The organism is Flavobacterium ardleyense, assembly GCF_042686085.1.
Taxonomy (GTDB): Bacteria; Bacteroidota; Bacteroidia; order Flavobacteriales; family Flavobacteriaceae; genus Flavobacterium; species Flavobacterium ardleyense.
The window spans coordinates 99,082-124,348 of sequence record NZ_JBHUOL010000021.1 but is presented as its reverse complement, the minus strand read 5'-3'; the positions used below and the strand labels follow the sequence as shown (position 1 = coordinate 124,348).

Annotated in this window: 28 protein-coding genes; 24 read left to right on the top strand and 4 right to left on the bottom strand. The window is 31.5% G+C overall.

All coding sequences use genetic code 11. From position 1 onward, the window contains the following. Positions 1–99: 99 nt before the first annotated feature. The 4 genes from ACFSX9_RS13770 (at position 100) to ACFSX9_RS13755 (ending at position 2,538) form a co-directional block, all read left to right on the top strand. The gene (locus ACFSX9_RS13770) at positions 100–390 is read left to right on the top strand and encodes a helix-turn-helix domain-containing protein (RefSeq protein WP_379808664.1); all 291 of its coding nucleotides are present in this window, start codon (positions 100–102) and stop codon (positions 388–390) included. Between the two features lie 47 nt (positions 391–437). Next, the gene (locus tag ACFSX9_RS13765; protein WP_379808662.1) at positions 438–1,367 is read left to right on the top strand and encodes a transcriptional regulator; all 930 of its coding nucleotides are present in this window, start codon (positions 438–440) and stop codon (positions 1,365–1,367) included. Continuing rightward, positions 1,351–2,010, top strand: a complete 660-nt coding sequence (locus ACFSX9_RS13760; protein WP_379808660.1) for a P-loop NTPase family protein — start codon at positions 1,351–1,353, stop codon at positions 2,008–2,010. The genes ACFSX9_RS13765 and ACFSX9_RS13760 overlap by 17 nt, the downstream gene beginning before the upstream one ends. Before the next feature lie 270 nt (positions 2,011–2,280). Next, on the top strand, positions 2,281–2,538 hold the full coding sequence (locus ACFSX9_RS13755) for a hypothetical protein (protein ID WP_379808658.1): 258 nt from the start codon (positions 2,281–2,283) through the stop codon (positions 2,536–2,538). Between the two features lie 405 nt (positions 2,539–2,943). On the opposite strand, the gene ACFSX9_RS13750 is transcribed toward ACFSX9_RS13755, so the two are convergent. From ACFSX9_RS13750 to ACFSX9_RS13735, 4 genes are read right to left on the bottom strand one after another with little or no spacing between them, the layout of a single operon-like run. After that, a complete protein-coding gene (locus tag ACFSX9_RS13750) occupies positions 2,944–3,159 on the bottom strand; it encodes a hypothetical protein (RefSeq protein WP_379808656.1) in 216 nt (71 codons plus the stop codon). Then, a complete protein-coding gene (locus tag ACFSX9_RS13745) occupies positions 3,149–3,385 on the bottom strand; it encodes a hypothetical protein (RefSeq protein ID WP_379808654.1) in 237 nt (78 codons plus the stop codon). Before ACFSX9_RS13745 ends, ACFSX9_RS13750 begins: the two co-directional genes overlap by 11 nt. Positions 3,386–3,417: 32 nt before the next feature. After that, positions 3,418–3,810: a DUF5675 family protein gene (locus ACFSX9_RS13740; RefSeq protein WP_379808652.1), complete on the bottom strand. Its 393-nt coding sequence runs from the start codon at positions 3,808–3,810 to the stop codon at positions 3,418–3,420. 36 nt (positions 3,811–3,846) lie between these two features. Next, the gene (locus ACFSX9_RS13735; protein ID WP_379808650.1) at positions 3,847–4,602 is read right to left on the bottom strand and encodes a hypothetical protein; all 756 of its coding nucleotides are present in this window, start codon (positions 4,600–4,602) and stop codon (positions 3,847–3,849) included. A gap of 735 nt (positions 4,603–5,337) precedes the next feature. On the opposite strand from ACFSX9_RS13735, the gene ACFSX9_RS13730 reads away from it, so the two are divergent. The 20 genes from ACFSX9_RS13730 to ACFSX9_RS13635 all read left to right on the top strand — a co-directional run bounded on the left by ACFSX9_RS13730 (position 5,338) and on the right by ACFSX9_RS13635 (position 25,262). Further along, entirely contained in the window at positions 5,338–6,219 is an 882-nt protein-coding gene (locus ACFSX9_RS13730) for an ABC transporter permease (protein ID WP_379808648.1), read from the top strand. Between the two features lie 206 nt (positions 6,220–6,425). After that, positions 6,426–7,658 (top strand): ABC transporter ATP-binding protein, encoded by a 1,233-nt coding sequence (locus tag ACFSX9_RS13725; protein ID WP_379808646.1) that lies wholly within the window; start codon positions 6,426–6,428, stop codon positions 7,656–7,658. Then, on the top strand, positions 7,621–8,364 hold the full coding sequence (locus tag ACFSX9_RS13720; RefSeq protein WP_379808644.1) for a class I SAM-dependent methyltransferase: 744 nt from the start codon (positions 7,621–7,623) through the stop codon (positions 8,362–8,364). The genes ACFSX9_RS13725 and ACFSX9_RS13720 overlap by 38 nt, the downstream gene beginning before the upstream one ends. Next, positions 8,357–9,409 (top strand): glycosyltransferase family 4 protein, encoded by a 1,053-nt coding sequence (locus ACFSX9_RS13715; RefSeq protein ID WP_379808642.1) that lies wholly within the window; start codon positions 8,357–8,359, stop codon positions 9,407–9,409. Before ACFSX9_RS13720 ends, ACFSX9_RS13715 begins: the two co-directional genes overlap by 8 nt. After that, a complete protein-coding gene (locus ACFSX9_RS13710) occupies positions 9,402–10,331 on the top strand; it encodes a glycosyltransferase family 2 protein (protein ID WP_379808640.1) in 930 nt (309 codons plus the stop codon). The genes ACFSX9_RS13715 and ACFSX9_RS13710 overlap by 8 nt, the downstream gene beginning before the upstream one ends. After that, a complete protein-coding gene (locus ACFSX9_RS13705) occupies positions 10,325–11,233 on the top strand; it encodes a glycosyltransferase (protein WP_379808638.1) in 909 nt (302 codons plus the stop codon). Before ACFSX9_RS13710 ends, ACFSX9_RS13705 begins: the two co-directional genes overlap by 7 nt. Next, entirely contained in the window at positions 11,226–12,179 is a 954-nt protein-coding gene (locus ACFSX9_RS13700; protein ID WP_379808636.1) for a glycosyltransferase family 2 protein, read from the top strand. The genes ACFSX9_RS13705 and ACFSX9_RS13700 overlap by 8 nt, the downstream gene beginning before the upstream one ends. Before the next feature lie 12 nt (positions 12,180–12,191). Further along, a complete protein-coding gene (locus tag ACFSX9_RS13695; protein ID WP_379808634.1) occupies positions 12,192–13,094 on the top strand; it encodes a glycosyltransferase family 2 protein in 903 nt (300 codons plus the stop codon). Then, a complete protein-coding gene (locus ACFSX9_RS13690) occupies positions 13,084–13,989 on the top strand; it encodes a glycosyltransferase (RefSeq protein ID WP_379808632.1) in 906 nt (301 codons plus the stop codon). The genes ACFSX9_RS13695 and ACFSX9_RS13690 overlap by 11 nt, the downstream gene beginning before the upstream one ends. Beyond that, on the top strand, positions 13,986–15,194 hold the full coding sequence (locus ACFSX9_RS13685) for a glycosyltransferase family protein (RefSeq protein WP_379808630.1): 1,209 nt from the start codon (positions 13,986–13,988) through the stop codon (positions 15,192–15,194). Before ACFSX9_RS13690 ends, ACFSX9_RS13685 begins: the two co-directional genes overlap by 4 nt. 54 nt (positions 15,195–15,248) lie before the next feature. Next, positions 15,249–16,244: a glycosyltransferase family A protein gene (locus ACFSX9_RS13680; RefSeq protein WP_379808628.1), complete on the top strand. Its 996-nt coding sequence runs from the start codon at positions 15,249–15,251 to the stop codon at positions 16,242–16,244. Next, a complete protein-coding gene (locus ACFSX9_RS13675; RefSeq protein WP_379808626.1) occupies positions 16,244–17,155 on the top strand; it encodes a glycosyltransferase family 2 protein in 912 nt (303 codons plus the stop codon). Before ACFSX9_RS13680 ends, ACFSX9_RS13675 begins: the two co-directional genes overlap by 1 nt. Continuing rightward, a complete protein-coding gene (locus ACFSX9_RS13670) occupies positions 17,145–17,816 on the top strand; it encodes an acylneuraminate cytidylyltransferase family protein (protein WP_379808624.1) in 672 nt (223 codons plus the stop codon). Before ACFSX9_RS13675 ends, ACFSX9_RS13670 begins: the two co-directional genes overlap by 11 nt. A 3-nt stretch (positions 17,817–17,819) precedes the next feature. Continuing rightward, the gene (locus tag ACFSX9_RS13665; protein WP_379808622.1) at positions 17,820–18,653 is read left to right on the top strand and encodes a hypothetical protein; all 834 of its coding nucleotides are present in this window, start codon (positions 17,820–17,822) and stop codon (positions 18,651–18,653) included. 156 nt (positions 18,654–18,809) lie between these two features. Further along, positions 18,810–19,850: an N-acetylneuraminate synthase family protein gene (locus ACFSX9_RS13660; protein WP_379808620.1), complete on the top strand. Its 1,041-nt coding sequence runs from the start codon at positions 18,810–18,812 to the stop codon at positions 19,848–19,850. 120 nt (positions 19,851–19,970) lie between these two features. Further along, positions 19,971–21,095, top strand: coding sequence for a UDP-N-acetylglucosamine 2-epimerase (neuC, locus tag ACFSX9_RS13655; RefSeq protein WP_379808618.1), 1,125 nt, complete (start codon positions 19,971–19,973; stop codon positions 21,093–21,095). A 118-nt stretch (positions 21,096–21,213) separates the two neighbouring features. Continuing rightward, a complete protein-coding gene (locus ACFSX9_RS13650; protein ID WP_379808616.1) occupies positions 21,214–21,882 on the top strand; it encodes a CmcI family methyltransferase in 669 nt (222 codons plus the stop codon). Then, positions 21,882–22,787 (top strand): alpha-1,2-fucosyltransferase, encoded by a 906-nt coding sequence (locus tag ACFSX9_RS13645; protein ID WP_379808614.1) that lies wholly within the window; start codon positions 21,882–21,884, stop codon positions 22,785–22,787. Before ACFSX9_RS13650 ends, ACFSX9_RS13645 begins: the two co-directional genes overlap by 1 nt. A gap of 13 nt (positions 22,788–22,800) precedes the next feature. Further along, a complete protein-coding gene (locus ACFSX9_RS13640) occupies positions 22,801–24,195 on the top strand; it encodes a hypothetical protein (RefSeq protein WP_379808612.1) in 1,395 nt (464 codons plus the stop codon). Then, complete coding sequence (locus ACFSX9_RS13635) at positions 24,186–25,262, top strand: glycosyltransferase family 4 protein (RefSeq protein WP_379808610.1); 1,077 nt, start codon at positions 24,186–24,188, stop codon at positions 25,260–25,262. Before ACFSX9_RS13640 ends, ACFSX9_RS13635 begins: the two co-directional genes overlap by 10 nt. Positions 25,263–25,267 lie beyond the last annotated feature (5 nt).

Below are 25,267 nucleotides of genomic sequence, written 5' to 3'. Positions count from 1 at the left end.
AATTTTATCGGTACTACGAAGCGTATTGGGATAAATTCAGATAAAATAGAAGGTATTTTGCAAGCATAAAACAAGTAGTAACAATTAAAATCTAATCCTATGACACTAGCAATCTTAACAAAAGAGGATCTTCAAGAATTCAAAACGGAACTTCTAGCAGATATAATGAAAATTGTAAAAGCTGATGATAACACAACATTAAAAAAATGGTTGAAATCAAAAGAAGTAGTCAAACTGCTTAACATTTCCTCAGGCACACTTCAGACCCTCCGCAGTAACGGAATACTAACCTTTTCAAAAGTAGGTGGAACATATTACTACGCGAATGAAGACATTGAAAAACTAATGAACAGCACAAAAAAAGCAGCAAACCTAAACCTATTCCGTTAATCCCAACTTTAAACTCTTAAACGTTTAAACTTTTAAACTTTTTTTTAATGAACTACATCAAACACCTAACGGGCTTCTTCGAAAAAGTAAGTACCGATTACGACCTCAACCCAACACACATTAGCCTATACATGGCCATTTTTCAACAGTGGAATCAAAACCGGTTTCAAAACCCAATCAGCATTTCAAGAGATGAACTCATGCGCATCAGCAAGATAGCCTCAACCGCAACCTATCACAAATGCATTAAAGAGTTAAACGAAAGGGAGTACGTCAGCTATAAACCATCATTCAACCCATTTAAAGGATCAATTTTGGAAGTACGCAACTTAGATTTTTACACCAAACCGGTTCCTAAAAAGGAATTAAAAAAAGGGACAAACGAATCAAAAAATGAACAGGTAATTGAACAAGTACTAAACAAGAAGCAAACAAGTACTAAACAACTACCTTATATAAACATAATAAACAATGAAAACAGTTTAAACATAGATAAGCAAGAAGTTTCAAAAATTGAAAAAGAAATAAATTCACAAAATTTAATTTTTGAAGAGGGTATAGAGTCAGATTTGAAATTTGAAGAAGAAAAAAAATTGCGCGAAAAAAAGAACAGTACTGCGGATGTCAATTCGAGCGATAGCGGGTCGCAATTTTTCGAAATAGAAAAAACTATTGCAAAAAACCTAAAGCCGGTACTCGACCAAACAGAAAGCTATTTCCTGGAAAATGGTTTTTCGGAAATCGAAGCGCAAAAATTTTACAATTACTTTGAAAGCAATGGGTGGTTGGTAGGCGGGAGAACCAAAATGAAAGATTGGCAAGCCGCCGCAAGAAATTGGATGTTAAACGCAAAAAAGTTCTCCCAAAATGAAAACAAAAACGCTACCCTGTCAGTTCGAGCGGAGTCGAGAACCGTTAATTTAAATCCAAAACACCTTCACGTAACAAATCAAAAAAATTATGGAGAAGCACTTTAAAAACATCCAAGATACTTACGTCATTCAAAACGGAGTCAAAGGCTATAACTTTGAGTATTGCCTAAATTTTATTGAGGTTCAGGGGAAAATAAAATATGGACGTTACTTTAAAATTGATACAAACGACTACAACGCCATTCTCAAGTTAGTCATTTATGCCATTAGAGACGAAAAAGCAGCACAGGATTTAAAGATAGACCTCAATAAAGGTATTTTATTGACGGGGCCAATTGGATGCGGAAAAACATCTATTATGGCTTTAATACGCCCTTTTTTTTATGCGAAACAAGATTATAAAATTAAAACCTGTCGTGAAATATCGTTCGAGTTTGCTAAAAATGGTTTCGAAGCCCTCCAAAATTATACCCAAAAAGAACACCAACAAGCGCGATTGCCCGGCTACTGTTTCGACGATTTAGGAGCCGAACAAAACATAAAACACTACGGAAACGACCTCAATGTAATGGCAGAAATCATCATCTCACGCTACGAAGATTTTGTCCAAAATCAATCCATATCCCACATCACCACAAACCTCTCCGCCAGTGAAATCGAAGCCCTCTACGGCAACCGCCTCCGCTCCCGAATGAGATCAATGTTTAACCTAATCACCTTCAGCAATGAATCCAGAGACAAAAGATAATTGCTCAATATAGCATAGCATGATTTGGTGATGCCACTGTTTTGTCATACTAAGCTTGCCGAAGCAACTCCTACGAAGTAGACCAACCGTTTAAGCACAGCTTAAAACCACCGTGACAACCGACAACCGATAACAACAAAAATCCGTTCAACCCGCGCTTGAAAATCCGCTTCATCCGCGTGCCGATAAAGTGCAACATAAAATCCAGAAAAAATGGACAAATAACTAAACCCTCGTCAACAAAAAACAATCTAAAAATTCTGGAGATGTTTGCAAGATAACGAAAAAACACTTTTTTTCGCAATAGCAAGGGGCCTTAATGAAGAAGAAGTGATGAAAAACTTTGATAGAAACCTCAACTACATCTTAAAAAGGTTAACGCTTGCACTAAGGGATGCAAAGGAGAATGATAACAAATTTAACCTGTTTTTCTCAGCAAGGTTCAATAGGACATTATTCCCAAAACTTAACAGCAATAAAAGAATATGCACAAAAATTAAAACATTTTATGATTCATTCATTTATTAAACCTTATTCAGTTGAAAAGGATACTTTTTTAAATGAAAGTAGAACTAAAAAATTGAAAAATGCACAGATAAAATTGGAGGATTATAACACAGTTTATGACGCTCAAAATAGTGGTTGTAGCATCTGGTGGATTTTGTCATTCCGTTTTTACGAATTACTAATTTTAAACACGAATTTTCGGCTAAAGCTAAACTAATGATGGAGGAACTCTAAGCAGAGGTCAAGCAAATGTGGAAGCGCTAAAACTTAAAGCAATTTAACGAGAATATAAAGCTCATTTATTATTTGCGCAAGGCTATTGTAAACCGTGTTAGTAATAAATAAAAGTAGGAAACAAAAAAAGCCTAGTCTAAATTTAGACTAGGCTTATACCCACTCGGCAAAGGTGACCAATTAGAACCGAGTTTATTTTTTCTTTGCTGTAAAGCGCCTTAACAACAACGTTACAGTAAAGCTCACAACTGCTCCAACAAAGGCCAAAACCATGGTTCTTAAGACATCAGCTGAGGTTAAATTAGGAATAACACTCAAAGCCAAGCCGCCAACTGTTCCAGTCTTTAAAGATAACGAATTGTCCACTCCGTCCAGCAGACTTGGTGGAACTTGTTTACTATCTTTCATCAGTTGCTTGTTGTTTTTTTGCGCTGTCTTCAACAGTAATTTGACTTACTGCAGATAGAACACCACCAACAACGGCTGCATAACCAGCGACAGACACGACAACAGCTGGCAAAACTACTGGAGCGGCAACAATACTGCCGCTTACTGCTAATAAAGCCAGTCCAATGGTACGAAGTACTTTAAAAAATTTTGGTGTGGGTGCTTGTGCACGTTCTAATACATTCATATTTTCTCTTTTTTTGTCATCCTGTTAAGGAGCTATTGAACAATCAATTCTACAATTTCTTTTCGGTCTAAAGCAGTATAGACAAGGTCTTTTAAAGCGGTAAACGCTTTTCTTGACATCAAGCCTAAACCAGGACCAGAAAGTTTTGTTACGGGACCAATACAACCTTGCAATTCTTTAAGCGCATTGTTAGCTGGATGAAACAGAATATATTTTCTATCGGAAACATCCATTACTTCTAAATGCCACTTATATTTGACGCTGTATCGCTTTCTAATAAAATACCTCCCTTCCGGAATGCAGGAAACGCCTCCTTCATTTTTCTTCCAAGGCAATTCAATGGTGTTACAAATGATTTTGCCCTCACATGGGAGAATTCCGTTGGTTCCTTCAGGGAAATAAGTTCTTGTTAAAAATAAAATCATTTTTCTAAATTCTAAATTCAGAATCTAAATTTTATCTTACACGCCAGATACCTTAGCAATCGATAATGGGTTAAAAGATCCGTTTTTAAGCGGATACATTTGCCCATTGATCTCTTGGTAAAACTCAAGCCCCAATGTTAAAAACAAGGGTTTAGTAGAGTTCGCAGTAACCACGTTCACTTGACTAATTGCCGTTGTTGGTGTTGAATCCCAAGGTAAAATTGCAGTTTCAGACGTAGCTAAAACAAAAGTTTCTGCCTCAAAATCCACAGCTGCACCTCCAGAAATAATCTTAAAGTGAGTAGTTCCACTCGGAGCTGCCAACATATTTGCTGGAACAAAGGACGCAACATCCACTTTAATTTCGCCCGTAACGCGGTCAATGCTTGCCACAAAAGGGGCGTACAGTGAAGTGCCCAACTTCCCACGGATATTGAATTCAAAACCAAACAACAATTCGGCTTCTCCATCAACCACGTTTCTTAATCCTCTTACACTAATCAAATCGGCCTGTATAACTTTTATCATACTTTGCGTCAAACGACTCACCATTCTGCCATCCGCAGCATTCAAAAGCAACGGTCTAAAAGCGGTTCTCAAAAGCTTTCCAGCTTTCCCTGCTCTACCAAACTCTGAACCATTCTCACGCGTCCGCTGAAACGCAGGATCACTAGCAATTCTACTAGCGTCGATGCCGCCTTTTTCTCGCGCTAAATGTCCGTCTTGGGTTTTGTAAAAGGTAATATCCCCGATAGTACCTTTTAACTTAATTATGCCTTTCTGTCTAGCCATACCATTTAAAATTTAGAGTTAACATTCATTTTTTTTAATCAACTATTCAAACCAGGTTGCAACACTTTATAAATCATTGACAATGCAAACTTGCAAAACAAATCAAAGAACAAAACGGCGTGCTATACCAGATGTCCTATAGTGACATAGTTGTCTTAAAATGTCTCAAAAACAGAATGCTAATCGATGTTAAAGACAACGCTTAATGAAGTAATTTTAACCTATCTTATAGCTAACTCAAAAAAAAGTATTAAGTATGAGTCAAACATCAAAAAGAGTGTGTATCTATCCGAAAGATATTCAATGCATTACAGGTAAAAGTTATCGACAAAGCACAAGAATATTAAATCAGATAAGAAAATCGTTTAGAAAGCCTAGAAAAAGCCTTGTGAGCATAGAAGAGTTCTGTTCTTATACTAGTTTAAATATTGAACATGTGGTCAGAGCAATTCGCGACTAATGGTCACTTATTGAACAAGTTTGTATCGCTTTTATGCTGTTGTTTGTCTATCTGTAACAGAATCAAAAGAAGCTAAAACGGAATAAAAGCTGAAGGGTACAAATCGGGCTACTTTAAAAAAGCTAGGAAATATAGGGGGTGTAGCGTTGAGTTCGACGCCCATCTTCTTATTTTACTTAATTTTTCTATTCCATTCGAAATTACGCGCGCTTTTATTGGACTTATAGGCGAAATAGTGTATTTTTATAGCATAAAATAAAATCCCCCAGATTTTTATGAGTAAACACGAATTTGCAGCGCCTGAACCAAAGCTTGATGAACATCAAGAATGGGATGCTGTTATCGAAGCCAAACATTCCCTTTTCGCTATTAACTTTAAAGAGTTATGGCATTACCGCGATTTGCTGGTTTTGTTTGTACGTAGGGATTTTGTAACTGTTTACAAGCAAACCATTTTAGGACCACTGTGGTTTTTTATTCAGCCGATTTTAACCACTATTACATTTACTATTATTTTTGGGAATGTAGCGCAATTATCTACCGATGGTGCTCCGAAAGTAGTATTCTATATGGCGGGTATTACGCTTTGGAATTATTTTTCAACCTGTCTTACTTCAGTTTCAGGAGTCTTTAATGCCAATGCTGGAATTTTTGGAAAAGTCTATTTTCCTCGATTAATTATGCCGTTGACCATTGTCATTTCGAATTTAATGAAATTTGGAGTGCAGTTTTTATTATTCATCTGTTTTGTTTTGTACTTTGTTTTTCAAAATCAAATTCAACCGAATGTCTGGATCTTAGCACTACCTTTAGTTATTGTATTTATGGCGTTAATTGCTATGGGAATTGGTTTGATCTTATCGACCATGACTACGAAATATAAGGATTTGAATCAATTGATTTCTTTTGGAATGCAGTTGTTTATGTATGCCACACCAGTAATTTATCCAAGTTCTGCGATACCAACAGATTATCAGTGGCTTGTGAACATGAATCCTTTAGTAGGATTGTTTGATTATATGCGCTATGCCTTTTTAGGAGTGGGATCATTTGCTTTTTCAGATTTTATTTATCCAGCAGTTTTTTCGATAATAGTATTATTTTTTGGTATCTTAGTATTCAATAAAGTACAAAAAACGTTTATGGATACAGTGTAGGAAGTCTCGCCGAGACCCTCCGAACGAGTAGAGTAAATTGCGGAAGTAGATAAGGTTGAGGATAATGCAATTAAATTTATTTATAATGCCTTATACATAATACCCTTATTCCGTTAGGAATCTTTCCACTGACTTATATGCCTTATATGTTTAAAAAAATAGATTATTTAAATCAGTGTTGCGTTTGAAGTTGATAAAAATAAAAAATGAGTAAAGTAGTTATAAAAGCCGAAAACATTTCAAAACAGTATCGTTTAGGTCTTGTGGGAACAGGTACCGTGCGAGACGATATGAAACGCTGGTGGCATAAGGTGCGCGGCAAGGAAGATCCATTTCTAAAAATTGGAGAAGCAAATGATCGCAGCAGCAAAGGCGAAAGTGATTATGTGTGGAGTTTGCGCGACATCAATTTTGAAATCAATCAAGGAGATTCTGTTGGGATTATTGGTCGCAATGGTGCTGGAAAATCAACTTTGTTAAAAATATTGAGTCAAGTTACACAGCCGACTACTGGGAAAATATATACCAAAGGTAGAATTGCCTCGTTACTAGAAGTAGGTACTGGTTTTCATCCCGAAATGACAGGAAGAGAAAACATCTATCTAAACGGTGCTATTTTAGGTATGCGGAAGCACGAAATCACCCGTAAATTTGATGAAATTGTAGCTTTCTCAGGAGTTGAACGCTATATTGATACACCTGTAAAGAGATATTCTTCTGGAATGTATGTGCGTTTAGCCTTTGCAGTAGCAGCACATTTAGAATCTGAGATTTTAATAGTAGATGAAGTCTTAGCGGTGGGTGATGCTGATTTCCAAAAGAAATGTTTAGGAAAGATGAATGATGTGAGTAAAGGCGAAGGGAGAACGGTTTTGTTTGTGAGTCATAATATGGCAGCTATTCAAGAACTTTGTTCTAAAGCAATTATATTAGAGAATGGAACGGTAAGTCATTATGGAGGTGTCGGAAAAAGTATTGATCTTTATTATCAAACGCTTCAAAAGGATAATTCAACTAAGATAAAGTTTGCAATAAAATATAAGGATGATATTAAACATTGGAAAATTGATGAAAAACTCGAATTAAAATTAATTTTTGAAAAAAAATATATAGGATATTTTGTTGATATTGCTTTTTATGACAAGAATAGTGTTAAACAATTTTCATTAGAAGGGAAATACACAAAAAAAAATGAACTTCAGTTAAATGATAATTCCGAAATAAATTTAATTATAATTAATCCTGGATTTGTTAATGGAAGTTTATCAGTAGATATCGGTTTAAAGAAAGACCATTATTCTAATTATGAATTATTAGAAAGTAGCATCGGGAATATAATTACAGAAGAAATATCTCCTTCTTCAATAATTAACGGTATGGTTTTACCCAAAATATATATATATGAAAATGAAATTGACAGAACAAAACTATTGGGTTAATGCTCAAGGGAATATTAATTTAAATCTTGCTGATAATAATCCTATTAAGGTTTGGATAGAAAACAATTTTAATTTTTCCAAAATAAATAATTGTATCGAAATAGGTTGTTTTCCTGGAAGGTATTTAACAATTTTCGGGAATCAAGGCATAGAAGTAAATGGCTTGGATTTTATCCCAGAAATAGAAATGTTAAAGACTGTTTTTGAAAATAACAACTATTTAGCAGGGCATTTTATAAATGCTGATTTTACCAATTATAATCCAAAGAAAAAATATGATTGTGTGGTTAGTTTTGGTTTTATAGAGCATTTTAAAAACTGGAATGTTATATTTGAGAAGCATATTGACTATGTAAATGAAAATGGATATATAATAATAGAGGTTCCAAATTTTAGAGGATTTTTTCAACGTTTACCACGTTACTTATTTGATTTTGAAAATTATAAACGGCATAATATTGAATCAATGAATATAGAAAGCTGGAAAAAAATTCTTATCAAGCATAATTTTGAGATAGTTAATGCTGAATATTTTGGAGGTTATGAACTGTGGAATGAAAATAATAATAAAAACAGATTTTTTCTTACATTAAAATTTATTGTTGAAAAAGCATTGTTGAAAATCAAAAGATTAGTGTATCCGAACATTTCTGATCATAGAAATTTCTCTTCGTATATGGGTATAATAGCAAAAAAAAATGTTTAAATTCTATAAATTTATTTTCTTTTCGATTCCCTACCATCAAATTGGTGGTGCAGAACGTGTACACCTAAATATTATTAAATCTTTGAAAAATAAACCTTTTGTTTTTTTTGATAATTGTAATTCGGAGGAAATTGGACAAGAATTTAAAGATAGTGCTTATTGTTTTTCAATAAAATCTAATAAAAGTAAAAAATATGCACTGCAGTTTATTCATGTAATTTCTGTTGTGTTTAGGGTGACCCTTTTTGGTTGTAATACAGTTACATTTTATAATTTCATTGGAAGTCTCAAAGGAAAAGTTAAAGCAATAGATTTAACACATGCATTTTCATTTCCAGAAAAAGGCATGGAAATTACTTCCTTGCCTTTTGTTGATTTAATCGACAAAAGAGTAGTTATTAATGAAAAAACAAAAAAAGATTACGAAAATTTATATAAAGAAAACCATATCGATTTAAAATTGTTAGAACGGATAGTAATTATTCCAAATGGCATATTAATTTCAGATTTTGAGAACACTATTGAAAGTCGATTTGAGAATTTTACCATAGGTTTTGTCGGTAGAAATTCGCAAGAAAAACGGCCTGAATTATTTTTTGATATTGTAAGAAATTTAAATTGTAAAGCCAAGGTAATTGGTGATAATTTTGAAATTTATAAAAATGATTTTCCAAAGGTTACATATTTTGAGAATTGTAATATTCCAAAAACCATCAGAGAAGAATTTTCTACAATTTCAGTACTAATTGTTTCTTCATCACGTGAAGGATTTCCTTTGGTGATAATGGAAGCAATGGAGCTTGGAATTCCAGTTATCGCAACAGATGTAGGTAATATTGCTGAACATGTTATAAATGATAAAAATGGTTTCGTTGGTCCAGTTGACGCAAAAGAGTTTTTAAACTTCTCTAGTTTTCAGATTAAAAAACTCATCAACAATAAGGAATTATACGTTTCTTTGTCAACAAATGCCAGAGAATATGCAGTTGTCAATTTTAACATAGAAAACTTTAAAATAGAATATAGAAAATTATTTTATGAGTAATCCCTTGATCTCCATAATCGTTCCCTGCTACAACCAAGCCCAGTTTTTACCCGAGGCTCTGCAATCGGTATTGGATCAAACCTATGAAAATTGGGAATGTATTATTGTCAATGATGGAAGTCCTGATAATACCCACGAAGTAGCTCATGAATGGTTAGCAGAAGATTCTCGATTTAAATACATTCAAAAACTAAATGGAGGTTTAAGTAGTGCTAGAAATGCTGGCTTAGATGTAGCTATTGGTGATTATATTCAGTTTTTGGATAGTGATGATGTTTTGAACAAATTCAAATTAGAAAAATCATTCAATAGCATTAATGTAAATAACGCAAAATTAGTTGTCTCAAATTTTGAAATGTTTACAACAGAGTTAACTATAACCAGCAAACCATACTGCGTTTTAAAGCAAGAATACTTAAATTATAAATCTATTTTATATGATTGGGATGTGTTGTTTTCGATACCAATTCATTGCGGGCTTTTCAAGCAATGTTTTTTCAATAATTTTAGATTTCCGTTGGAGCTTAAAGCAAAAGAAGATTGGATAATGTGGATATCAATTTTTCAAACCAATCCTAATTACGTTTTTCTTAACGAAACTTTAGTTCTATATAGAATTCATTGCAGCAGCATGACAAAGGATTTAGATTTAATGCAGGAAAATCTTTTAAAAGCGTTAATTTATCTCAAAAATCATTTGAACATAGTAGATTTTGAGCAGTTATTTATTTGTAAATTCAAAGCGATGTATTTACAAATAACTACTTTAGAAACAGAGATTAAATTTCATAAGAATAAATTGTCTGTGTTGAAAAATTCAATTACATTTAAGTTGGCCATCAAAATCGTTGCTTTTTTAAAAGTGATAGGATTCTTAGGTTTTTTAAAATTTATTAAAAAAAAACCTTATAATTTATGTTAGCAATTATCATCCCGTTTTATAAACTAACTTTCTTTGAGGCTACTTTACAGTCGTTAGCCGATCAAACAGATAAGCGCTTTAAAGTCTATATTGGCAATGATGCCAGTCCAGAAGACTGCACTTTTTTGCTTAGAAAATATGAAGGAAGTTTTGATTTTAAATACCATCGTTTTGAAAAAAATATAGGAGGAGCTACTTTAACAAAGCAATGGGACCGCTGTATTGCTTTATCAAATAATGAAGAATGGTTGATGGTTTTATGTGATGATGATACACTTAATAAACACTGTATTGCAGATTTTTATAAAAACATGCCATCAATAATTAATTTTAGATGCGATGTAATACGTTTCGCAACTATAACATATAATGAAAAGGATGAACTTTTTTCTAGTCTTTATACACATCCCAAAATCGAAAAGAGTACTGATTTTTTTTACAGAAAGCTAATGGATCAAACACGAAGTTCATTGTCCGAATATATATTCAAAAGAAATAATTACGAACAACATGGCTTTAAGCATTATTCTTTAGCATGGCACTCTGACGACCGAGCTTGGCTTGAATTCTCAGGTTTTCAAAACATTTACACTATTAATTCATCAAGTGTTAGCTTTAGAATAAGCGAAGAGAATATTTCTAGAGCTAATTATAAAACAGAAGAAAAGATAAATGCCAAGGTGGATTTTTATAGATTTATTGTTTTCAAGCATATTAATAAATTTCGACGATTCCAACGAAGAGATATATTGTTGCAATATGAACAACTAATTTATAAAATAAATCAGGTTGATTCTATTTTCTTTTGTAGAGTAAAATTTTTATTTTTTGCAAATTTTTATTTTTTGCAATCAATAAAATTCACAAGACGTGTAGTAATATATTTAAGAAAAAATGTCTAAAAGTCCAGCAGTTTCAATTATAATTCCTGTCTATAATAGAGCAAATTTATTATCTTTTACACTGGATAGTATTGTTAAACAAACATTTACTGACTGGGAATGTATACTAGTTGATGATCGAAGTATGGATAGCTCTTTTAGTCTTATTAAAGAATATCAGATTAAGGATAATCGTTTTAAAGTTTATAAAAGACCTAGTAAATTAAAAAAAGGTGCGAATGCGTGTCGTAATTTTGGATTTACCAAAGCTACAGGCACCTATATAAAATGGTTTGATAGTGATGATATCATGTTGCCTAATCATCTAGAAATTGCCCATGATACATTAATCAAAAATCAGTTAGACTTTGTTGTTACGGAAACAATAAATTTTGATCACGAAACTAAAGAATTATTAGATTCTCCAAATACATTGTATAAAGCGAATGTTGATTTTACTGCAGAAAATATTGCATTATATAGGATAGGATGGATTACAGATGATTTTTTAGGACACAGAAAAATAGTAACAAATATTGTATTTAATGAATCAATAACTGACGGAGATGAATATAATTTTTTCATTAAAGTATTTCAGCAACATTTAAATGGTATTTTTATAAAAGAAGTAGTAACACATAGAAGATTACATAAAGATTCGATTTCAATTAAAAATAAACTAGACAAGACAAATTACATGTTAATTTTTGCTAATTTAAAACTTGAAACTGCAAAAGATTTGATGGTGTATAATGATCTAAGATTAATAAAATGGTTTTTATCTGGATATATGCAAGTTTCATTTGATTTAGCACTAAAAAAAAAGAAAACATATAATACTGATGAAGGATTCAAAATGATTTGTAAATACTTTTCTTTTAATAAAGGTATTGCTTTTTTCCTCGCTTTTTATCTAGCGTATTATTTCAAGAGAGGATATGTAATTATGAAATATGCACGAACTTAATAGTTAATCAAAATGAATTTAGTTTCCATAATTATCCCAGTTTATAATCAGGAAAAATACTTAACAGAAACATTAAATTCTGTTTTAAGCCAAACATATTCTAATTGGGAATGTGTTTTGGTTAACGATGGAAGCAGTGACAATTCTGTTAGTATTCTAAGCGAATATGTTTCTAAGGACAATCGTTTTGTTTTTATAAATTCTGAAAACAAAGGGGTTAGTAGTGCTAGAAATTTGGGATTGAAGCGTGCAACAGGATATTTTATTTTATTTCTAGATGGCGATGATTTAATTCATCCCGATAAAATTACTTTAGCAATTTCTAGTTTTCAGAAAAATATTAATTTAGATATCGTATTTAATTGCACTAATTATTTTCAAAACACTGTTGATAATACTTTATATCCCATAACATTAAATTCTAATTTGCTTAATTTTAATGATTTATTGTTGTTTTGGGGCGATAGAATAATAATCCCAATTCATAGCGCCATCATTAAAAAAGATTTGTTTGATGGTATTGAATATAATTGTGACCTTACGGCCCAAGAAGATTGGTTAGTGTGGTTGCGTTTGTTTCAGAAAAATCCAAAAACATTGGTTTTGGATAGTGTATTAAGTTACTATAGAAAACACAATGAAAGTCGAACACAAAGTCGTTCATTTGAAGAAGATCATTTTAAAGCAATGGAGATTTTCGAAAAATACATGGATTTAGAAAGTTATAAATCACTACTGCTACATCAAACAAAAAGATATTATAAAAGAGCTTACGATAATGCAAATAAATTAAATGAAATAAAAAGAAGCAAAACATTCAGAGCTGCATTTTTTGTAAAAAGTAAGCTAAAGAAATTTAGATTGTTATCTATAATTAGTTTTTTAAGCGCTAATTTTTTTAAAGATGAAAAATAATTTAGCCATAGTAATTCCATATTATAAAATAGATTTTTTTAAAGAAACGTTAGATTCTTTAAAAAATCAAACCAATAAAAATTTTAATGTTTATATCGGCAATGATGCCAGCTTAAATAATCCAGAAGAATTATTGGCTACTTATCTAGATAAATTAAATATAACCTACCATTATTTTGACAAAAATTTAGGTTCTAAGTCTTTAGTGCAACAATGGAATAGATGTTTAGCTTTAGTGCAAAATGAAAAATGGTTAATGATTCTTGGTGATGATGATGTATTAGCGAGTAATGTTGTAGCTTCTTTTTACGAAAATATAGAAGAAATTGAACTTGAAGGAAGTTTAGTAATTCGTTTTGCTTCAGAAGTAATTAATGAAAACAGTAAAAAAATAACTACTGTTTTTACACATCCAGAAAAAGAAAATGGTTTAGCTTTTTTGGAAAGGAAATTAAAGGGAGGGACAAGAAGTTCCTTGTCAGAATATATATTTAATAAAAAGGAATTGTTAAAAATCGGGATTAAAGATCTACCGCTAGCTTGGTATAGCGATTTACTTTTAGTAATAGAGTTAAGTGTTTTAAATCCGATATTTTCTATTGATAAAAGTGTAGTCTATTTTAGAAATAGTGGTCAGAATATTACCAGTAGAAAGGATAATCTAGTAAAGAAAAATGAAGGGACATTTGGTTTTTATCTTTATCTGATTCAAAACTATCAAAAGCAGTTCTCAAATTCGTTTTTAAAGGTTTTATATTTTAATTTAGAAAAAACAATTTTAGACAATAAAAGACAATTACAATTTTGGATTAAAATCTTTAATTTGTATGTTGTGAATGGTAGATTTTTGCAGTTTGCCTCCTTACTTATTAAAGCAATAAAAAGAGTGTTATGAAATTTTTAATTTTAGCTCAAGATTTACGACTATCAGGTACTAGTGAAGGAATCGTTTCTAGATCTTTTCTAGGTAAATTAAGGCAAATCTATCCCGAAGCCATTATAGATGTAGTATATCTTAAACAGTACGATTCGCAAGATGAATTACATTTGTTACCAGTAGATTCTATCGAAACTCATGTTTTGAATTTAAAGATTCCATTTATAACCAAGTGGTTGAATAAAATTTATTGGCGCATATTTCATGTTTCTTTAAAAGAAGAATACATACATAACGTCTATTCTTCAAAGATTTCTAAAGTAGATTATAAAAAATACGATCATATTTTTATTAGAAGCGCTGGTTTGGAACATGAAATTATATTAGGATGTCATAATCTGCCTATTTTAAAAAATGCTATTGTTAATTTTCATGATCCCTATCCCTTGTTTTGGTATCCAGGTTCAAGAACTAAATTAACAAATTTAGAAATGTTTCGCATGAAAAAAATGGAAGAAGTTGTTTCTCAAGCTAAAACTTGTTGTAGTTCGGCACATTACATGTCAAATGATTTACAGTTTTTATATGATGCCCACAAGAAATTTTATACTTTGCCACATCAATATGTTAAAGATGTTTTCAATCTTTCAGACACAAATGAAGTTCGTTCAAAACAAAAAAAGGTTACGATTTCTTATCATGGTTCATTAATGTTTGGACGTAATGTAGAAGTTTTGTTAGACGCTTACAAAAGTTTAATTGAAGAAAATCTAAATTTTAAAGAAAATACAGAATTTGTTTTACGAATGAAAGGTGATGGAGTTAATGCCATAAAAGCAAAGTTTTCTAACGATTCAAATATTATAATTTTAGATACATTAAATTTTTCTAATTCATCAAATGAGCAAATTAATATTGCAGACATCAATATTATTTTAGAGAATGGGCCAATATATTGCAATATTTTAGTTGGTAAAGCTGCTTTTTTAGCGGCAACGTGTAAACCTGTATTAACGCTTTCTCCTGAAAGAAGTGAATTGAGAAACGTTATTCTTGATGAAAAATATATTGCAGGTCATAGTAATAAAGAAGAAATAAAAAATAAATTAGAATATTTAATTAATAATCGATTGATTTCTAATAAATTAGTATATCCGTTTGGAGATTATTTCTCAGATGATAATTTTAAAACATCTTTGAATAAAATTCTTAATAATTCTTAGCATTGACGGCTGAATTTATAAAATTAGGAATGCAAAATAAATTTAAAAAAAAATATGAGAGTAGGAATAAATCCTCAAAAAGAGGAAAGAAAAATTACGATGAATACTCATCATAGAATTATCGTAGTAGTTTATATACCAAATGAAGAAGGTTTTTATCAAAATTCTCTAGCTGTTTTTAAAATGTGTTTAGATTCTATTATAGCAACAACTAATCCTAATATTGCAATAACGGTTGTTAATAATGGTTCTTTTGTGAAAGTTTATAATTTATTAAACTTATATTTAAAAGAAAAAAAGATTGATACTTTAATTTCTCACAACACTAACATTGGAAAAATTGATGCGCAAATTGGAGCAGCAAGAGGTTCGAGAGAGAAGTACATTACTTTAACAGATGCTGATATATTATTTGTAAAGGGCTGGCAAGAGCGAGTTGAAGAGGTTTTTTGTGCATTTAAAAATGTGGGTTCTGTTTCTCCAATCCCAATTCGCACAGGTTTGTATGCTGGAACTAGTTCAGTTTTAAAACAAATTTTATTAAGAAAGTTGAATTTTAAATTTATTGAAATACCAGACAACCACATCAATTATAATAAGTTTTTAGAAAGCATTAATTGGGATTTAGAGCAAAATGATGAGGGTAAATGGCCAGTTATCGAAAATTATAAAACTAAAGCAGTTGTTGGCAGCGCACATCAAGTTCTAACAATCGATAGAGATATATTATTTTCAACATCTCCGTCAAACCCTTCTTTAACATTGGTAGGCGGAAATTCAGAGCATAATTATATCGATGTTCCAATAGATAAATCAAATAAACTTAGGTTATCAACGTACAATAATTTTGCATTTCACATCGGCAACAATCTAGAGGATTGGATGGTAGCTATTCAGAAAAAAAATGTAGAAGATCAACATATTAAGTTTAATCGCGTAAAATTAGAACTGCAATCTGATGATTTATTCAATACCAAAATAAATGACAAACTATATGGTTTAAGAAAAATGATTATAAAAAAAGTGTTTTCAATTCTATACAAATCATAATGAGCAGGTCTTTCTCACTTCTAATAACTACAAAAAACAGACTTGAAGCGCTTAAAATTACACTTCACAAAATAGATTTTTTATTACAAAGAGAAGATGTTGAGTGCCTATTATATGATGATGGTTCTACTGACGGAACGGTGAAATTTATTGAAACAAATTATCCTTATATAAAACTTTTTAAAAATAAAACCTCTCTTGGCTTAATTCACAACCGTAATGTTTTATTAAATCAATGTAAAGGGGATTATGCTATTTCCCTTGATGATGATGCCCATTTTTTATCTGATTATGTTGTAGAAAATATTGTTGCTTACTTCGAAGCACATCCAAATTGCGGAGTAATTGCTTGTCGTGTTTTTTGGGGTTATGAAATGCCTTTAGAAATACAGACAAACGAATTACCGACAAGAGTAAAAGGTTTTGTCGGTTGTGCTCATGTATGGAATCTAATAGCTTGGCACGATATTCCTAATTATCCAGAATGGTTTGTGTTTTATGGGGAAGAAGATTTTGCTAGTTTTCAATTGTTTAAAAAGCAGTGGGAAGTACATTACGTACCTCAATTATTAGTACAACATCGCGTCGAAGTAAAATCTCGGAAAAATGATAAAGACTACGCACAACGTCAACGTAGAAGTTTTCGTTCCGGCTGGTATTTGTATTTTCTATTCTATCCATGGAATAGTATCCCTAAGAAAATAGCCTACACTTTATGGATGCAATTAAAAACGAAAATTTTTAAACGAGATATTCGAGCAGCAAAAGGATTAGGATTAGCAATTTTAGATGTTATTGTGAATTTTCCAAGATTAATGAAAGAAAGTAATAGAATCACTTCAAAAGAAATGGAAAATTATAATAACTTAGTACCTACTAAAATTTATTGGAACCCGGAAAATGAAAAATAAAACCATCGCCATCATCCCAGCCCGAGGAAATTCCAAGCGATTGCCTGGGAAAAATAGAAAACTTTTAGGAGGTATTCCTTTATTAGCGCACAGTATCATCTATGCACAACAGTATGATTTTATTGATGCAATTTATGTGACTACAGATGATGAAGCAATTAAACAAATTGCGCTCGATTATGGTGCTAAAGTAATCGATCGACCAGCAAATATTTCAGGTGATTTTGAACCTACAATTTCTGCGATGAAACACGTCTTAGCGTCCATTGAGCAAGATATAGAAAATGTAGTGTTGTTGCAACCAACAAATCCATTACGTCCGGAGGATTTATTGCGTGATGCCTTTAATCTTTTCCAAGATAAACAACTAGACAGTCTGTTTACTGTCTCAAGAAATTGTCAGAAGCTAGGCAAAATTATAAGTAATAAATTCATTCCGTCCAACTATGATATTGGGCAACGTAGTCAAGATTTAGAACCTTTGTACTACGAAAATGGTTTGCTTTATATAACAAAAGCGAGTGTAATTCAAAATAATGAAATTATTACTAAAGATGCTTATCCTTTAGAAATAAATCATGCCTTTGCTTCAGTAGATATTGATACCCAAGAAGATTTTGACTACGCAGAGTATTTGCTTGAAAATAATAATAATAAATAACATATGGATAAATCTAAAATTGCTATATTATCTACAGTTAATAACTTTTTATTATATGAAAAAAGTTCGTCATTGTATCCTTTTAAGATTCAGTCTTATGTGTTTGATGGCAGAAATGGTATGTTTGGAATCTATAGTATTCTTTACATGATGAAAATTTTCAAAAATAAAGAAATTGATTGGTTAGTTTTAATGGATGAGGATGCTTTATTTATAGATTCGGATTTAATCTATCCTATTATTGATAAGATGAAAAAGGATAATTACATAATAGCAGGTGTAAGAGATGGGGGTTCTTTACCAGAACGTTCAGGCAGTCCTTACGCCATGAATCCGTTTTTTTCAATTATAAATTTTAAGGAATTGAAAAAAATATGGAATAAAAAGGAAATGCTTAAAAATCATTATATAAATGAAGATGAGTTTAATGATGATTTATCTACATTAAAATATCCATTTAATAAGATGAGTATGAGCGAGCCTTATTACTGTTTCTATTTTTGGTTAAAAAGGAAGAATCAAAAAATGCTGTATTTGGAAGTTGATTTGCCTTTTGACGATGATAAAATAACGAATGTTGTTTATGATTTAAATAAAAAGGCAATATTGTATCATACTTGGTTTTCAAGGGAATATGGTGATATCAGAGGAAGACATACTAATAGAATTGATAGGGTGTTTAATGTCTTTGAAAACACAAATGATTCTGTAACCCCTAACAAAATTTACAAAGACTCATTGTTTCCGTTAAAAAATTGGTTTAGAAGGTTAAAAAAAAACCTATTAAAAAGAGTAATGAAAACAGGGTTCTTTTCATATAAATCAAATGTTGTGTAAATAAGCTATTTTTCATTTATTTATGAAAATCGTTTGCTTTCAATCGAGATTTATAAGCTTTTTATAAAGATTTTCCATACCGATAAAGATTAGAGATGTTTTTTTAAACTTCATTGTTTACAGATATTTAAAGTTGCTCACTTAAACTTATAAAAAATGAAACCTTACATAGAAATCGCAGGCCGAAAAATAGGGCAAGACTTCCCGCCCTTAGTCATTGCAGAAATAGGAATCAATCACGAAGGTTCTTTGCAAGTCGCCAAAGAAATGGTCGACGGGGCCCATAGAGCAGGAGTTGAGGTGGTCAAACACCAAACACATATTGTAGCAGACGAAATGAGCGGTGCGGCAAAAAAAGTAATTCCAGGAAATGCCAATGTTTCTATTTATGAAATTATGGAGCGGTGCTCTTTAAATGAAGCAGATGAATTGGAATTAAAAAATTACGTAGAAAGCAAAGGCATGATTTTTATTTCCACACCTTTTTCTCGAGCTGCAGCCGAACGCCTAAAAAAGTTTGATATTCCTGCCTATAAAATTGGCTCAGGAGAATGTAATAATTATCCCTTATTAGAACACATCGCCACGTTTGGTAAACCAATCATTTTGAGTACCGGCATGAACACCATTGAAAGTATTCGGAAAGCCGTGGCTATTTTTGATAAACATAATATCCCTGTTGCGTTATTGCATACTACAAATTTATATCCCACACCGATTCATTTAGTACGTTTTGGTGCAATGCTGGAAATGCATCAGGCTTTTCCTGATAAAGTTTTTGGTTTGTCTGATCATACTTTGAATAATAATGCTTGTTTAGGTGCAGTGGCGTTGGGTGCATCTATTTTAGAACGCCATTTTACGGACCACATGCATCGCACTGGACCCGATATTGTGTGCAGCATGGATGAAGAAGCCACTAAAGGATTAATTGCAAACAGTTCTGAAATGGCGCTAATGCGAGGAGGTACAAAAAAGCCAGCAGATGAAGAACAAGTTACTATTGATTTCGCATTTGCAACAGTTTGTTCCATAGCACCAATTCAAAAAGGAGAGTTCTTGACTAAAGAAAATATTTGGGTAAAACGCCCAGGGACTGGTAAGATTTTAGCCGAACATTTTGAAAGTTTACTAGGTAAAAAAGCCACTAGAAATATAGAACATGATGAACAGTTGGATTTTAATGATATTGCTTAATTACTAGAATACTTAGCAATCAATTTAGACCTAACAGGTTTTAAAAACCTGTTAGGTCTCGTGCTTAAAAATGTATTAAAAAATCTTACATTTGTTTCATTCTACTACAAGATCTTAAAGATGCCAAAAAAAATACTATTCCTCACAGGTACACGTGCCGATTTTGGTAAAATAAAATCCTTGATTCAAGTTTTGGAAACGCATCCCGAATTTGAGCCTTTTATTTTTGTGACGGGCATGCACCTGCAAAAAGAATACGGTTATACTTTACTAGAAGTAGAGCGTTGTGGTTTTTCAAATATTCACACGTTTGAAAACTATACACACGAAACGACCATGGACTTAACCTTAGCCAAAACCATTGAAGGCTTGTCTGCTTATGTGAAATCATGTCTTCCTGATATGATTATTATTCACGGCGACAGAGTAGAAGCCTTAGCCGGAGCCATAGTGGGAAGTTTGAATAATATATTAGTAGCACATATCGAAGGCGGCGAAGTATCAGGAACAATCGATGAGTTGATTCGGCATTCCACCAGTAAAATGAGTCATATTCATTTTGTGTCTAACGACGCAGCTAGCAAAAGATTGGTACAAATGGGTGAATCAAGCGAATCTATTTTTGTAATAGGTTCTCCAGATGTAGATATCATGTTTTCAAATACTTTACCCGATTTAGAAACGGCAAAAGCTTATTATGAGATTTCCTATAAAAATTATGCTGTGGCTATGTTTCATCCGGTAACTACGGAAGCCAAAGCCATGCAACAATATGCGGATAGTTTTGTAGCCGCGCTGCTTCAAGATAATCACAATTATATTGTAGTTTTTCCTAATAATGATTTAGGAAGTCAGGCTATTTTAAAGACCTACCATTTATTAAAAGACCATCCTCGTTTTAGAGTTTTTCCGTCACTGCGTTTTGAATATTTTTTAACATTATTAAAAAATGCACAATTTATCATAGGCAATAGTAGTGCTGGGATTAGAGAAGCGCCTTACTATGGGTTGCCCGTCATAAACATCGGAACAAGACAACAAAATAGAACAACAAATTCAAGCATTATCAATACTTCCTATAATTCAGAAGATATTTTAAATTCTTTATCACTTATTGATAAGCAAGAAATAAATCCAAATATTTTTGATTACGGTCAAGGAAATAGTGCTCAATTATTTTTAGAATCGCTTTTAAATGCAGATATTTGGGAGGTGAGTCATCAGAAACAATTTAGAGATTTTTAATTAATCTAGTATGATACAGAAAATCAAAACAATTTACAAAAGGAAAATATCTTACAATCAAAGAATTTTAATCAAATATAAAATAAGATCGTTTATAGCAATTTTTTATTTTTTTGATTTGAACAAAATTGCGAGGGTTCAGAGGACTGATAAAAATGATTTTCACTTTTACACCCAACATTATCATCACCACTTTAAAAAATTTCGATTTAAAAAAATCAAATTTTTAGAAATTGGTGTTGGCGGATATGATAATGAAATTATTGGCGGACACTCATTAAGGATGTGGAAAGTTTATTTTCCATTTGCTAAAATATTTTCGATAGACATTTTTGACAAGTCAAAATTACAAGAAAAAAGAATTAAAATTTTTAAAGGCAGTCAGGTTGATCAGGAATTTTTAAAAAAAGTGACAAATGAAATAGGAGAGTTAGACTTAATTGTGGACGATGGGAGTCATATTAATAATCATGTAATTGAAACTTTTGAATTTCTTTTTCCAAGACTTAAAGTTGGTGGATATTATGTAATTGAAGATACGCAAACATCCTATTGGCAAGACTATGGAGGGACTTCCGAAGATTTTTCAAGAGCTGGTACAATATATAAATATTTTAAAGACAAAATAGACTGTTTAAATGCGGAGGAATTTATTATAAAAGATTATAAGAAATCTTATTTTGATAAGTATATCGTGTCAATGCACTTCTATCATAATATGATTTTTATAGAAAAAGGCATAAATAATGAGAAGTCAAATAAAGTGAGAAATAATCAATTTTTTTAATGTTAACATTTTTAAAACTTGGACACAAAGGAAATTTGGGAAATCAATTGTTTCAGATAGCTTCAACAATGGGATTGGCTAAGCAGTATGGGCACGACTTTATTTTCCCTAAATGGCATTATTCTAAATATTTTGATTTCAATTTTAATGATAATTTAAGCCATGATGATTGGATGATTCTAAATGAAGAAAAATTTAATTTTTATGAATGGAATATCTCGAAAGAAAATTTTTCTATTAATGGCTGGTTGCAAACGGAATTGTATTTTAAAAATATTGATATTAAAAGTGTTTTTAAGTTTAATGAGCAATTTGAAAAACAGGTTCTATTTAAGAGGGAAGAATTATACAGTAAACCAACTATTTTAATAAGTGTAAGAAGAGGAGATTTTGTCAATAGTGAGGGCTATTTTCAATTATCATATAAATATTATTTTACGGCCCTTATTAATCATTTTCCTGACTTTAATAATTATAATATTATTTTCACTAGTGATGATATTAATTATTGCAAATACCATTTTTCTTTTTTGGAAAATGTTTTCTTCTTGGAAGGTTTAAATGCAGTAGAACAATTAGCTATAGCTACTAAATTTGATCATTATATAATAAGTAATTCAACTTTTTCATGGTGGTTAGCTAGATTAGGAGAAAATGAAAAAACGAAAGTAATATGTCCAGTAAAAAATTTCAAAGGTAGTTATGCTTCTAAATATGATGAGAAAGATTATTTTCCTAAAAGATGGATCCGTCACAATGAAAAAGAGTTTAAAATCCCATTGAAATACTATAAGTTATTCTTTAAAGGAGAATTATTTAAATATAATCATACACTAATTAATTTCTTTAAAAATAAAGTTCGCAAAACTAAAAAGAAGATAAAAAAAATTATTCAAAATATTTAATTCTTTTGATTTGATGAAAAAAACAGGAATTGTTATCACAGACGGAGTAGGCTTTCGCAATTTTATCTTAAGTGATTTCATTGCTGAAGCAGAGCAACAATTTACTAAGGTTGTCATTCTTTCTTGTTTACCAAAAACAGCTTACGAGGATTTAAATTTACAATGTGATATTATAGAATTAGAGGTTTATGAAGAGTCTTTTTTAACTTGGTTTTTCAGAAAAACGAAAGAGGTTGCACATTTACAGTTGCATAGAAAAGGGAATTTTGGAATCACCGACAATTTTAAAATCAACAATTCAAAAGCTAAGACACCGAGAGGATTTGCTACTCGAGTTATTTATAAAGGAACTTTCTTCTTTAATAACGAGAAATGGATAGCAAGATATAACAAATTGCAACAGCTAAGTTTCAGACAGCATACAACTACAAAAAAATATTGCGAGTTACTTAATAAGCTAGAATTAGATAGTTTGTTTTTTACACACCAGCGTCCTCCTTACATCGCTCCACTAGTTTTCGCAGCTGCGCAAATGAACATTAAAACAATCGCTTTTATCTTTAGCTGGGATAATTTAGCTTCAAAGGGTAGAATGGCCGCTGCTTTTGATTATTATCTCGTATGGAGTGATTTGATGAAAAAAGATTTATTAAATTTTTACACAGCCATCCTTCCAGAGCAAGTAGAAATTGTAGGAACACCTCAATTCGAACCGTATGTGTTGCCTCGTTATGGTTATAGTGTTGCTGATTTTTATAAGCGTTTTGAATTAGACGATCACAGACCTACGCTATTATTTAGTTGTGGCGACGTATCCACCAGTCCAAATGACACCGTATATATTGAGAGTATTGCAGCTGCTATTACTAATGATGAATTTGCTACAGCTGTGAACCTATTAGTAAGGACTTCTCCTGCGGAAGAACCGAAACGTTTTGCATACTTAGCTGAAAAATATCCTTTTATTAGATGGAATTATCCACAATGGGTACAAGCACGCGCCAATCATCAAGAAGCCTGGTCACAAAGATTACCAACAATTGCAGATGTAAATGATTTAAAATCAGTTTTAGAACACACAGCTGTGAATATAAATATGTTATCAACTATGAGTTTGGATTACATGATCTTTGATAAACCTGTTATCAATACGGTTTTTGGAGATGAAATAAATGGACTTGCCAATGATCAACGTTTTTTGAAGTATGCACATATTGAACATGTGACCAACTCTGGTGCCACCTACTTAGCATTAAATAATAATGATTTAATTAATGCGATTAATGAAGCGCTAAAAAATCCATTTGCAAAGTCAGCCCAACAAAAAGACTTGTTAAATTTGCAAATTGGAGCATCTTTAGAAGGTACAAGTAAAAGAATAGCTAAAGCTTTATACAGATGGAGTTGAAAATAAAAAAAATAGCGGTGCTGTGCGATTACCATCTGTCAGAAAAAAGAGTCGGTGGTATGGATCGTTTTTTTTGGTTGTTTGACGCTGCATGTAAGCAATTAGGACACGAGGTTACTTGGTTTTTCCCTAATAATGAAAGGCATTGTGACTATATAAATTTTAATAGTATAGCAGCTAATGGAAAAAGTATTGAAGCAACTTTTTTAGAGGAAAATCAAAAATTTGATTTAATTTTTACTCATTTTTTAGAGCTTTGCACGCCTTTTTATAAGCAGGTAAAAAAACAGAAATTGGCAAAGCAAATAATCGCAGTTGATCACAATCCAAGACCCTTTGAAGGTTATCCGATAAAAAAAAGAATTCAAAAAAAGATTAAAGGCTGGTTTTATGCTTCATATATTGACCTATTTATAGGAGTTTCTAACTATACGGTTGAAGCAATTTTAAAAGATTTTGGACAAGGATTAAGTAGTAAAACCATAGTTATTTATAATGGCATTGAACAGCAACGGTTCACCAAGAGAAGGAACAGAGCAAAAGTAAAGCCCACTTTTTTAGTCGCTTGCCATTTGCGGTTTTCAAAAGGAATACAAGATTTAATTGAAGCAGTTTACTTAGTACCAACAGCTATTCAAAGTCACATTAAAATTGATGTTTACGGAGAAGGAGCTTATCAGATCGATCTAGAAAAAAGAATTGCAAATAAAAATCTAGTTGCAAATTTTATATTCAAAGGGAGTGTTTCAAATTTATACGATGTATATCATAAATACGATTATTTACTACAACCTACGCACATGGAGTGTTTTAGTTTGGCTATTTTAGAAAGCTTGAGTGCCAATGTTCCTGTGATCACAACGCCTGTAGGTGGAAATGAAGAAGTAATACAAAATGGCAAGAATGGTTTTATTATACCCGTTCAAAATCCAGAATGTTTAAGTCAATTGATACAACAGTTGTATCTTGGTGAAAAAGGGATAGTAGAAGAAACGTATTCTTTAATCGAAGAACAGTTTTCAATTGAGAGAATGGTTCTTGATTATTGCAATCTGATAAATAAATAATAAAA